The sequence below is a fragment of the Pelagibacterium limicola genome, assembly GCF_015694405.1.
GTDB classification, from domain to species: Bacteria; Pseudomonadota; Alphaproteobacteria; order Rhizobiales; family Devosiaceae; genus Pelagibacterium; species Pelagibacterium limicola.
The window spans coordinates 592,880-603,962 of record NZ_JADQDB010000002.1; the positions used below are offsets into that span (position 1 = coordinate 592,880).

12 protein-coding genes and 1 pseudogene are annotated in these 11,083 nt (G+C 60.5%); 8 read left to right on the forward strand and 5 right to left on the reverse strand.

What is annotated here, in order from left to right; all coding sequences use genetic code 11:
* The first annotated feature begins 4 nt into the window (after window positions 1-4).
* From I2G20_RS06070 to I2G20_RS06095, 6 genes are all read left to right on the forward strand, one after another.
* Window positions 5-238, forward strand: a complete 234-nt coding sequence (locus I2G20_RS06070; protein WP_196258769.1) for a BolA family protein — start codon at window positions 5-7, stop codon at window positions 236-238.
* Window positions 239-253: 15 nt separating this feature from the next.
* Window positions 254-568, forward strand: coding sequence for a DUF6665 family protein (locus I2G20_RS06075; protein WP_196258770.1), 315 nt, complete (start codon window positions 254-256; stop codon window positions 566-568).
* A gap of 112 nt (window positions 569-680) precedes the next feature.
* Window positions 681-1,166 (forward strand): GNAT family N-acetyltransferase, encoded by a 486-nt coding sequence (locus tag I2G20_RS06080; RefSeq protein ID WP_196258771.1) that lies wholly within the window; start codon window positions 681-683, stop codon window positions 1,164-1,166.
* 84 nt (window positions 1,167-1,250) lie between these two features.
* Entirely contained in the window at window positions 1,251-1,586 is a 336-nt protein-coding gene (grxD, locus tag I2G20_RS06085) for a Grx4 family monothiol glutaredoxin (protein ID WP_196258772.1), read from the forward strand.
* Between the two features lie 150 nt (window positions 1,587-1,736).
* Entirely contained in the window at window positions 1,737-2,954 is a 1,218-nt protein-coding gene (locus tag I2G20_RS06090; RefSeq protein ID WP_196258773.1) for an MFS transporter, read from the forward strand.
* A gap of 91 nt (window positions 2,955-3,045) precedes the next feature.
* Entirely contained in the window at window positions 3,046-4,281 is a 1,236-nt protein-coding gene (locus I2G20_RS06095; RefSeq protein WP_196258774.1) for a multidrug effflux MFS transporter, read from the forward strand.
* Here I2G20_RS06095 and I2G20_RS06100 read toward each other — a convergent pair.
* Both I2G20_RS06100 and ttcA read right to left on the reverse strand, forming a co-directional pair.
* Window positions 4,271-5,083 carry an inositol monophosphatase family protein gene (locus I2G20_RS06100; RefSeq protein ID WP_196258775.1) on the reverse strand — a complete coding sequence of 271 codons (813 nt, stop codon included), beginning with the start codon at window positions 5,081-5,083 and terminating at the stop codon, window positions 4,271-4,273. The two genes, I2G20_RS06095 and I2G20_RS06100, sit on opposite strands and share 11 nt — an antisense overlap.
* Window positions 5,080-5,937 carry a tRNA 2-thiocytidine(32) synthetase TtcA gene (gene ttcA, locus I2G20_RS06105; RefSeq protein ID WP_196258776.1) on the reverse strand — a complete coding sequence of 286 codons (858 nt, stop codon included), beginning with the start codon at window positions 5,935-5,937 and terminating at the stop codon, window positions 5,080-5,082. The genes I2G20_RS06100 and ttcA overlap by 4 nt, the downstream gene beginning before the upstream one ends.
* A gap of 363 nt (window positions 5,938-6,300) precedes the next feature.
* On the opposite strand from ttcA, the gene I2G20_RS06110 reads away from it, so the two are divergent.
* Window positions 6,301-7,680 carry a peptide transporter gene (locus tag I2G20_RS06110; RefSeq protein WP_196258777.1) on the forward strand — a complete coding sequence of 460 codons (1,380 nt, stop codon included), beginning with the start codon at window positions 6,301-6,303 and terminating at the stop codon, window positions 7,678-7,680.
* A gap of 56 nt (window positions 7,681-7,736) precedes the next feature.
* Here I2G20_RS06110 and rpsD read toward each other — a convergent pair whose 3' ends face one another.
* Window positions 7,737-8,354 carry a 30S ribosomal protein S4 gene (gene rpsD / locus I2G20_RS06115; RefSeq protein ID WP_196258778.1) on the reverse strand — a complete coding sequence of 206 codons (618 nt, stop codon included), beginning with the start codon at window positions 8,352-8,354 and terminating at the stop codon, window positions 7,737-7,739.
* 209 nt (window positions 8,355-8,563) lie between these two features.
* Window positions 8,564-9,922 carry an aminotransferase-like domain-containing protein gene (locus I2G20_RS06120; RefSeq protein WP_196258822.1) on the reverse strand — a complete coding sequence of 453 codons (1,359 nt, stop codon included), beginning with the start codon at window positions 9,920-9,922 and terminating at the stop codon, window positions 8,564-8,566.
* Window positions 9,923-10,077: 155 nt separating this feature from the next.
* Here I2G20_RS06120 and I2G20_RS06125 point away from each other — a divergent pair, with 155 nt between their 5' ends.
* A complete protein-coding gene (locus tag I2G20_RS06125) occupies window positions 10,078-10,947 on the forward strand; it encodes a DMT family transporter (RefSeq protein WP_196258779.1) in 870 nt (289 codons plus the stop codon).
* A 20-nt stretch (window positions 10,948-10,967) separates the two neighbouring features.
* Here the strand turns inward: I2G20_RS06125 and I2G20_RS06130 are convergent.
* A pseudogene (locus I2G20_RS06130) lies at window positions 10,968-11,083 on the reverse strand (IS630 family transposase); the annotation flags it as partial.

The window sequence follows — 11,083 nt, forward strand, 5'->3', positions numbered from 1 at the left end:
TCACATGCCAATGGATGCAGCCGAAATCGAGAGCCTTATCAAACAGGCCCTGCCCGATGCCAAGGTTGACATCCGCGATCTGGCCGGAGACGGCGACCACTACGCCGCCACCGTCGTATCCGAAGCCTTCCGCGGCAAATCCCGCGTCCAGCAGCACCAGCTCGTCTATCAGGCCCTGAAGGGCAATATGGGCGGCGAATTGCACGCCCTGGCGCTGACGACCACGGCGCCGGACTGACGGGCCAGCACAAGAATGTCCCTTCGCGATAGCCTCGATCTCTTAAAGGCGGTCAATCCCGAAGGCGGACAGGCCGTTCTCGAACACGAAATCATGGCCGAACGCGCCTCCTCGCTCAATGCAGCCGAGGCCAAGGTGGCAAAGACAATGGACGCGCTGCGCGCCGCCGGTCCCGATGACAATGCGGATGCGCTATCGAATGCCCGCGAAGCCGTATGGGCCTACTTCGTGCAGCGCGAACTCATCGGTTTCAAGCGTCATCACGACGTCATCACGGCATTCGGCATTCCGCGTGAGGTGCTGAATGGATTAGGCGTGATGCGGCGCTGATGATACGCGCTGAGTTTGCATCTCTGAGTTCCTCCGGTAGCCTGCCCCACGACAGCATTCGCAGCGCTACCTACCGCCGCGACACTCCGTACCAACTGAGGCTCTCCACCTAATGACCAACGCTGCCTTCACAATCCGCCCTTTCCGGGACTCGGATGCGGACGCGTTGTGCAGGCTGCATGTTGCGGCAATTCTAGCGACCTCTGACGAGCATTATACCGAGCTACAGCGAAAAAGTTGGGCCTCCGGCAAAAAACCTGAGTCCTACATCCGCATTGCTCGAGAGGAGGAGACTTACCTCGTTGCCGTTGACGCGAACGATCAGCCGTTAGGCTTCTGCAGCTTTGCCGACGCCGAAATCAAGGGGCTTTATGTCAGGCCCGCCGCACAGCGGCGCGGCATCGGCACAGCATTGATGCGCCGAGCAGAGGCGGCACTTATAAGGCAGGGCGCCACGGAAATCGTGGTTCATTCTGGCCTGCCCGCTGTGAGCTTTTACCAAGCCTGCGGCTACGCGGTCGTCTCGCGATCCCTGCACCGAACGCATGACGGCGAAGAGCTGCAAACAGTACGCCTCGGGAAGCACATCAGCGAGTGATCTCGACATCGCTGTCTCGATCCCCTATCTAACGGCTTAAAGTACTACCCTGCCCCCACATCCGGGCACGAAAGGATAACACCCATGAGCGACATCAACGCTTTCATCGACGAGCAGATCAAGTCCAATGACGTGATGCTGTTCATGAAGGGCACGCCGGATTTCCCCCAGTGCGGGTTCTCCGGGCAGGTTGTCCAGATTCTCAACTATCTCGGCGTCGAATACGGCAGCGCCGACGTGCTCTCCAATCCTGAACTGCGCGACGGCATCAAGGTCTATTCCAACTGGCCGACCATTCCCCAGCTCTACGTCAAGGGCGAGTTCGTCGGCGGGTGCGATATCGTGCGTGAGATGTTCCAGCAGGGCGAGCTGCAGACCCATCTCGAAGGTGCGGGGATCGCGGTCAAGCAAAGCGCCTGAGCCTCGTAGTTTGTGATTTCAAGGCCCGCACGGCTCTTGCCGAGCGGGCCTTTTCTTATCAGCCAAACTGATGAGCCTCATTCCAGAATTTCGTTTTGAGCGTCCGATGCCCGGGTATATCGTCACTCGCCGATAAACGAGTCTCACCAGATGCTTGCCCCTAACCGCTCCGTTTTGCCTATCCCGTTGCCCTTCATCATCGTCGCGGGTTGCCTCATCGCAATGGTGACCTTCGGCACGCGCTCTACGGCGGGGCTCTTCATGCTGCCCATGACCGCCGACCTCGGATGGTCGCGCGAAGGTTACGCGATGGCTCTCGCCATGCAGAACCTCGTCTGGGGCATAACCCAGCCGTTCGCGGGCGGTTTCGCCGACAAGTTCGGCACCGGCCGAACCCTGGCGCTCGGCGCGCTTGTCTATGCGGCCGGGCTCCTGCTGTGGTCGATCACGCCGACCGTCGAGATTTTCTATCTCACCGGCGGCGTGCTTATGGGCGTCGGCATCGGCACGGCCTCCTTCGGCGTCGTCATGGCCGCCTTCGGACGCGCGGTTCCCCAGGAGAAGCGCTCCTTCGTCTTCGGCGTCGCCACCGCCGCGTCCTCGATGGGCCAGTTCGTTTTTGCCCCGCTCGGGCAGGCCTTCATCTCGAACTTCGGTTGGCAGATGGCTCTGGTCTGGCTTGCGCTCATCATCCTCATGGTCGTGCCGCTTTCCGCCACCCTGCGGGGAAGGACCAACAGTGCACCCGGGGAAGCCGACATGCCTTTCATGCAGGCGTTGGCCAAGGCGCTGGGGCACGGCTCCTATCGCCTGCTGGTCATCGGCTTTTTCGTCTGCGGATTTCACCTGGCCTTTATCACGGTCCACTTCCCGGCCTTCCTCATCCAGTGCGGGCTGACGCCCGAGGCAAGTTCCTGGGCGCTTGGGCTGATCGGGCTGTTCAACGTCGCGGGCTCGCTGCTCGCCGGCTGGCTAGGCGACCGTCTGCCCAAGCAGATGCTGCTCGCGGGCATTTACTTTCTAAGGGCCGTGGGCACCGCCGCTTTCCTGCTCCTGCCTATCACGGAAGTCTCAGCCTATATCTATGCGGCCACCCTGGGGCTGCTCTGGCTTGCCACTGTACCGTTGACAGCCGGCCTGGTAAGCCTCTTCTTCGGCCCGCGCTACATGGGCATGCTTTATGGAGTGGCGTTCCTCTCTCACCAGATCGGATCGTTCTTCGGCGTCTGGCTCGGCGGGCTGACCTTCGACATGACCGGCAGCTACGACCTCGTGTGGTATCTCGGCATCCTGATCGGCCTGTTCTCTGCGGCCATCCACCTGCCGATCAGGGAGAAGCGTGTTCCAGCTTTCATGGCGCCCGCATAGTCATTTCCAGGGTTGCCAAACCTGTCTTGAAGGTTCAAGTTTACTGCGCGGGCGGCTTCGGCTGCCCGCAGCCTTTTCAGCGAGTATCTTCATGACAACTGTCGCCACGCAGAGCCGGGATATTTCCCGGACGGAATTCATCGCTCTCATTGCGGCTCTAATGGCGTTAAACGCGCTGGCAATCGACGTCATGTTGCCCGCCCTTCCCTATATGGGCGATGCGCTGGGGGTTACCAATGAGAACGATCGGCATTTCGTGCTCGGCGCCTATATGCTCGGCTTCGGTACGGCCCAGCTCGCTTTCGGCCCCCTGTCCGATCGGTTCGGGCGCCGGGCGCCCTTGTTGATCGGGCTGGTGATCTATGTGGTTGCGGCCTTTGCTGCGGCCTTTGCACCGAGTTTTGCCATTCTGCTGATGATGCGTTTTATCCAGGGCATCGGGGCTGCAGGCACGCGCGTCATCGCGCAATCGGTCGTGCGCGATAAATTCGGCGGGCGAGCGATGGCCGAAATCATGTCGCTGGTCTTCATGGTCTTCATGGCCGTGCCGATTGTCGCGCCGGGCATCGGGCAGGTCATCCTGCTTACCGGGCCGTGGGAATACATCTTCTATTTCATGGCCTTGCTGGCCGCAGCGGTGACCGTTTGGTCCATGGTGAGGCTTCCCGAGACGCTGAAACCCGAGAACCGCCGCGCTCTGCGGGTGAGCGTCATTGTCGAAGGGTTCCGGCTGGTTTTTACCAATCGAATGGCGTTCAGCTACGGGCTTTCGGGCATGTTCCTGTTCGGCGCGCTGTTCGGGTTCATCAACACCTCCCAACAGATCTTCGTCGATCTTTACGGCCTCGGCCCCTATTTCCCGGTCGCTTTTGCGGCAATGGCTGGACTGATGGCGATTTCGTCCTTCCTCAACTCCCGCATGGTCCGGGGGCTCGGCATGAGGCGGTTGAGCCACTCGGCGTTGCTTGTCTTCACCTCGGTCAGCGGGGTCTGGCTCCTTATTACGCTCGTCATGCACCCGCCACTCTGGTTGTTCTTCTCGCTGTTCGCCACCGTGATGTTCATGTTCGGCTGGGCCGCCTCCAACATGAACGCACTGTCGATGGAACCACTGGGCGCCGTGGCGGGCACGGCCTCGTCGGTTTTCGGTTTCGTGCAGACTGTGGGCGGCGCGATTTTGGGCACGATCACCGGCCAGTTCTTCGATGGCACGCTGACACCCGTGGCGACGGGCTACTTCCTCTTGGGCTTCCTCGCCATCATGTGTGTGGTCGTAGCGGAAAAGGGCAAGCTGTTCGGCGTAGGTGAGACGGCGGCTAAACCGTAAACACCTCGCGTCGGAGCGCATCCCAGCTTTCACGGTCGGAGGCGATCAGCAGCCCGCCTTCCCGATGGGCAGGCAGATAGGGCGAGCCGTCGAACCGCGCAGCGTGCGCGCCCGCTTCCTGCGTGATCAGCGTTCCCGCCAGGTGATCCCAGGGCATGAGCTTGTTGAACATCAGGTAGTGCAGGTGCCCGGCCGCTGCCATGCGGTACTCGTGCCCCGCACAGCGATAGCTGGCATTCATCCTGACATTGGAAAGATTGCCCAGCACCTGACGGCGCTTTTCAGCGGGAAGGAAAAACACAGACGCGGTGCCCGCCATTTCGCTCAGCGGCACGGGATCTGCAAACTTCATCCGCACCTGCCGGCCATCGGGGAAAATCTGCCATGCCCCGCATCCGCGCTCGGCCATCACCCAATCGTCGCCCATCGGATCATAGATCACCCCGGCGACCGTTTCCCCGTTCCGGACCACAGCAGCCATGACCGCAAAGAGTGGCACGCCGGCGGCATAGTTGGCAGTGCCATCGATGGGATCGATGTAGAGGACGATTTCGTCACCGAACCGTCGCTCGAGTAAACCCGGATCTGCCGATACTGCTTCTTCTCCGATCACGACATGCTGCGGATGGGACTCAGCAATCGACGCTGTTATCGCGCGCTCGGCAGCCTCGTCCGCCTCGGTCACGAGATCCATCGCGCTCGTCTTGGTCCGGACCATGCCCTCATCGAGCCTGCGGAACCGCGGCAGGATTTCGGCGCGCGCCGCATCGCGCAACACATTGGCGAGCCTTTCGATATTCATGCCTTGCCGCTTTCCGCCATGAGTGCCGCGAAGTCGAACAACCGCGTATCCAGCATATGGCTTGGATTGATGTTGCCCAGAGCACGGATCATCACGTCCTTACGCCCCGGCATCTTGCGCTCGAAATCATCGAGCATCGCCTTCATGGCATTGCGCTGCAGCCCGTCCTGCGAACCGCAGAGGTCGCAGGGGATGATCGGAAACGCCAGCGCCTCGGCAAACCGCGCCAGATCGCTCTCAGCACACAAGGCCAACGGGCGCAGGACTTCCACGTCACCTTCGTCGTTAAGCAGCTTGGGCGGCATCGCTGCGAGTTTGCCGCCATGAAAGAGATTCATGAAGAAGGTTTCGAGAATATCCTCTCGGTGATGCCCCAGCACGAGTGCCGAACACCCCTCCTCCCGCGCGATCCGGTAAAGATGCCCACGCCTCAGCCGCGAACAAAGCGAGCAATAGGTGCTGCCGGAGGGAAGCTTGTCGGTGACGATCGAATAGGTGTCCTGATATTCGATCCGGTGCTCGATCCCGTATCGGTCGAGAAATTCAGGCAAGATATGCTTGGGGAAACCCGGCTGGCCCTGATCGAGATTGCATGCCAAAAGATCGACCGGCAGCAGCCCGCGCCATTTGAGGTCGAGCAGCACCGCCAATAACCCGTAGCTGTCCTTGCCGCCCGAAAGAGCCACAAGCCAACGCGTGCCGGGGCGCACCATGCCATAGGCGTCAAGTGTCTCACGCACCTGACGGATCAGGCGCTTCCTGAGCTTGTTGAACTCGACACTCGATGGCGCATCCCGAAACAGCGGGTGGCAGCTCTCTGAGTCGTCGGCGATCGCGGGGGTGGCAAGCGTCATTGCTCACTCCTAACAGGGGAACGAGGGGTTGATACAGCCAATAGTGGGAGGAGGAAAGCCGGAAGGCGCCCTTCTGGATGGAGGTGCCTGGATTTCTCGTCAGACACTCCATCCATCGGGTGACGCAGGAACAAGTCCCGCACGAAAGCGGGCAGAGCCGGAACGGCGAAACGCACAATTCCGGAGCCTTCCGAGACCATACGTCCAACCTCTTGCCCGGGGTTTAGTTCAGGGGCTCCAATTTGCGTAAAAAGCTCGGTGCTAAACCCCAAATAACTCCGCTTGCGCACATACCTCCAAAAAATTTAGATATCTCCTCTCCGCGTAGGCCCCTCCCAGGCGGCCCGATTCTGGTGGCGCAAAATGTTCCGATCCTTCTTTCCCGAGCCCAGGCTGTTCTTTTCTTTGGCGCTGCTGTGGCTTTTGCTCACGACCTTGTTGTGGACAGCATTTAGCGCGCCGATGCGGTCGTTTATCAGTATCGACCGCTTCGTCGTCCCTCCCATCTGCGCACCCCTCGCCGAACCCGCGCCCGATCCCTCCGATGGCGTCTCCGAAGCCGTGCCCAGCACACCTGTGTCGGATCTTGTGGCACCAGAAGACCCCGCGAGCCTTGAAGGCACAATGGCAGCAGCAGCCGACACCAACTGCCTCGCGCCCGGCACCTTCTTTGATGGCGAGCGCATATGGCTCTATCAATATGTGCTGCTGATCGCCTTCCTCTTTTGCCTGTTCTGGTATTTCTACAAGCGAAACTACTGGTACTGGTGGTCTGTCGTCGGTTCCACCACCATCCTGCTCGTCACCTATTTCAACGTGCAGGTCGATGCTTTCGTCAACAATTGGCAGGGCACCTTCTTCAACACGCTGCAACAGGCGCTGTCCCAGCCCGGCTCGGTCGAACCGGCCGATTTCTATGGCCAGATCTTCATGATCTTCATCGTCATCATGCCGCGCATTCTGGTGCTGGTGGCGCTGGCCTTCTTCACCGCGCACTACGTCTTCCGCTGGCGCAAGGCGATGAACGCCTATTACATGGGCTATTGGCCTGTGATCCGCACAACGGAAGGCGCGGCACAGCGCGTCCAGGAAGATACCATGCGTTTCGCCCAGATCATGGAGGATTTGGGAACGGCGTTCTTCGATGCACTGATTACGCTGGCCGTATTCGTTCCGATCCTATGGGGACTCTCGCAACACATCACGGAGCTCCCGATCTTCGGCGATGTGCCCGGCAGCCTCGTTTGGGTTGCGCTGATGTCGGCGGCCTTCGGCACCGTACTGCTGGCCGTTGTGGGGGCAAAACTCCCCGGCCTGCAGTTCGAAAACCAGAAGGTGGAGGCCGCCTACCGCAAGGAACTCGTCTATGGGGAGGACAATGCCGATCGCGCCGCGCCGCCGACGGTCCGGGAGCTCTTTGCCCGCGTGCAGCGCAATTACTTCCGGATTTACTGGCACTACACCTATTTCAATTTCGCCCGCTACGGTTATCTCCAGCTCGCCGGCTATATTCCCTTGATGGCGCTATCGCCCTCGATCCTCGCCGGCACTCTCACGCTGGGCCTCTACCAGCAGGTGCAGCAAGCCTTTGGTCAGGTGGCGAGCTCGTTCCAGTTCCTCGCCCGCGCATGGACGGTCGTCATCGAACTCCTTGCGGTCCACAAGCGTCTCAAGAAGTTCGAAAGCTTCATTCCACAGGACCAGGAACCCGACAGGGATCTGGTGGGAGCTTATCTGGATTGACCAAACAAAAAAAGCCGCCCGAAAGGGCGGCCTTTTCAAAAACTCTGAAGAATCGATCAGCGCGAATAGAATTCGACGACGAGGTTCGGTTCCATCTGGACCGGATAAGGCACATCGCCGAGCGAAGGCACGCGAACGAAGGTTGCGGTCATCTTGGAGTGGTCGGCATCGACATAGTCCGGCACATCACGCTCGGCGAGCTGGACAGCTTCGAGGACGATGGCGAGCTGCTTGGAGCGGTCGCGCACCGAGATCACGTCGCCCGGCTTCACATTGTAGGACGGGATGTTGACGCGCTTGCCATTAACCAGGACGTGGCCATGGTTGACGAACTGACGGGCTGCAAAAACGGTCGGCACGAACTTGGCGCGATAAACGATCGCGTCGAGACGGCTTTCCAGAATGCCGATCAGGTTCTCACCGGTGTCGCCCTTGCGACGGGCGGCTTCAGCATAAACGCGCTTGAACGCCTTTTCGGTGATCGAGCCATAATAGCCCTTGAGCTTCTGCTTTGCACGCAGCTGCGTACCAAAGTCAGACAGCTTGCCCTTGCGGCGCTGGCCATGCTGGCCGGGGCCATAGGCGCGTGCATTGAGCGGGCTCTTGGGACGGCCCCAGATATTTTCGCCAAGACGGCGATCGATTTTGTGCTTCTGCGAATGACGCTTTGACATCGCTTGTCCTTTTCAAACCAAAGATAAAGACAGCGCCCTCCTCTGCATGTCTCTTTTTTAAAGAGAATGCCGACAGACCGTGCGAAAAAACGTCAACTGGTTCAACCATTTGGCAGAACCGATAACGGCAAACCGACGGTCTCGGGTGCTCGTCTGCGGCATAAAGCCTGATGCAGACAGCGCGGATGTATGGGGATGGACGCCAAAAGTCAAGCGTTTGCGGCCATTGCGCGCTCAAGAACTGCCATCACCTTCGGGTCGCCGCACTGGGCGACATTAAAGCGCATGAAGGACGCCGCCGATTGCGACGCACTGAATACATCGCCGGGCGCGAGCACGACATTGTCGGCAAGAGCAGTGCGCGCCACAATGGCGGAGTCACGCCCGTCCGGCAGGCGGCACCAGAGAAAGAAGCCCCCTCGCGGCATCAGCCACGACTCGATGCCGACGCGTTTAAGCTTCTCGGAAGTCTCCTCTCGCGCTTTCGCGAGGCGTCGGCGCAACGATTCCATATGCTTGCGATATCCACCGCCGGACAGAACGCTCGCAATAAGTTCGGTCGCAACCGGGCTCGGGCCGCCGAAACTTGTCGCCACCTGAAGGTCGATGAGATGAGCCACCCAATCGCCCCGCGCCGCGATGTAACCGCAACGCACCGAGGCGGAGAGCGACTTGGAAAAGCTGCCAATGCGGATAACGCGATCAAGCCCATCCAGCGCCGCGAGCCGCACGGAGGGTTCGGGTTCGAAATCGACAAAAATGTCGTCTTCGACGACGGTCAGATCGTGGGAGGCGGCGAGGTTCAGCAGACGATGAGCAGTTTGCGCGTTGAGCGTTGCTCCCGTTGGATTGTGCAATGCGGAATTGGTGAGGTAGAGACGCGGGCGCGTGGTGGCAAGCAGCGTTTCGAACGCCGCCATATCCGGCCCGGAGGGTGTATAGGGCACGCTGACGATCTTCACCTGATGCGCACGCAGCAGCGCCCGGAAATTGAAGTAGCAGGGGTCGTCGACCAGCACCGTATCGCCCGGGTTGAGCAGGAAGCGGCAGACCAGATCCACCGCCTGCGTTCCCGATCCGGTCAACAAGAGCTGGTCGGGTGCAATTTCGATCCCCTCTTCTGCAAACCGTCCCATCAGGATACGGCGTAGCGCCAGCGAGCCGCGCGCGCTGCCGTAATCTGAAAGGGCATCCCCTGCGCGCGCAACGGCACGCAGCGCTCGGCGGAGCGCATCCTGCGGCATCCAATCGGGGGGCAGCCAACCGCATCCCGGCTTGAGGGCGGAAGGATCGGCGTCGAGCGACTGTCGCGAGACCCAGAATGGATCGATGACCCGCTCAGCCTGCGGCATATTCTCCGTGAGCACCCGCGGCGGAAGAGCGGTCGCCGATACATAAAAGCCCGAGCCCGGCCGCGCCCGGACCAACCCATCGGCTACCAACCGATCATAAGCCTCGACCACAGTAGAGGGAGAGACATCCATTGTCCGCGCGAAACTGCGGATAGACGGCAGCTTGTCGCCCGGGGCAAGGGCGCGGCTGGCGAGCTTGGCGCGAATGGCCTGCATCACATTCGCTGTGCGTGCGCCACGTCTGTTCACCTGTTCGAGAGTGCGCAAGTGTATCGCTCCATCAACCAATACAGTTCGGTGAAATTGTATTGATCTGTAACTGAACGCGCCAGCCCCAAACGTTTATGACCAAAATCGGAAAGCGAGGTGGGATGAACGGGACACAATCGTCAGTCGAAGGCTGGGGCAATGGCCTGCTCGGCGTGGTCATTTTCAGCGGCTCCCTGCCCGCGACGCGCGTGGCCGTCGCCGATTTCACCCCGCTGTTTCTCACCGGCGCCCGCGCTGTCGTCGCTGCTCTTCTTGGTGCTGCCTTGCTCGTGCTTTTGCGACAAACTCGTCCGCTGCGCCGGGATATCGCCTCCCTGGCCATCGTTTCGCTCGGTGTGGTTGTGGGATTTCCGCTGCTGACTGCGCTCGCCCTTCAGCACATCACTTCGGCCCGCTCGATTGTCTTTATCGGCCTCCTGCCGCTCGCCACTGCCCTATTCGGGGTCATGCGCGGCGGCGAGCGGCCAAAGTTGGCATTCTGGCTGTTCTCGTGCCTTGGGAGCGCGGCGGTTGTAGCCTTCGCACTTTCCAACGGGGGAACGAACGCGCTGGCTGGCGACCTCCTGATGATCGCCGCGATCATCGTGTGCGGCCTCGGCTACGCTGAAGGCGCAAAACTCTCGCGCCGCCTTGGCGGCTGGCAGGTGATCTCCTGGGCGCTGGTCCTGTCGGCTCCAGTCATGCTGGCGTTGATGGTCGCCACCCTTCCCGATTCTTGGGATGGCATCGGCGCTCCCGCCTGGGTCGGACTGGCCTATGTCTCGGTCTTTTCCATGTTGGTAGGCTTTATTTTCTGGTATCGCGGGCTTGCGGTCGGCGGCATCGCCAGCGTCGGGCAATTGCAACTCCTGCAACCCTTCTTCGGCCTCACCCTCGCCGGACTGTTGCTGGGAGAACCTGTGGCATGGACGATGATCGTAGCGACCGGAGTCGTCGTCGCCTGCGTTGCCCTTGCACGCCGCTTTGCCTGAGCGGCTAGGGCGGAATCCTATCAGTCTGCATCGTATCCAGCGGCTGCGAAGTAGTTGGCGCACTCTTTGGGCGTGAAGGTTTGGACCAGTTTGCCAATTCTGTTCCAGAGCGCATCAACGGTTCGCTCTGCTGCTT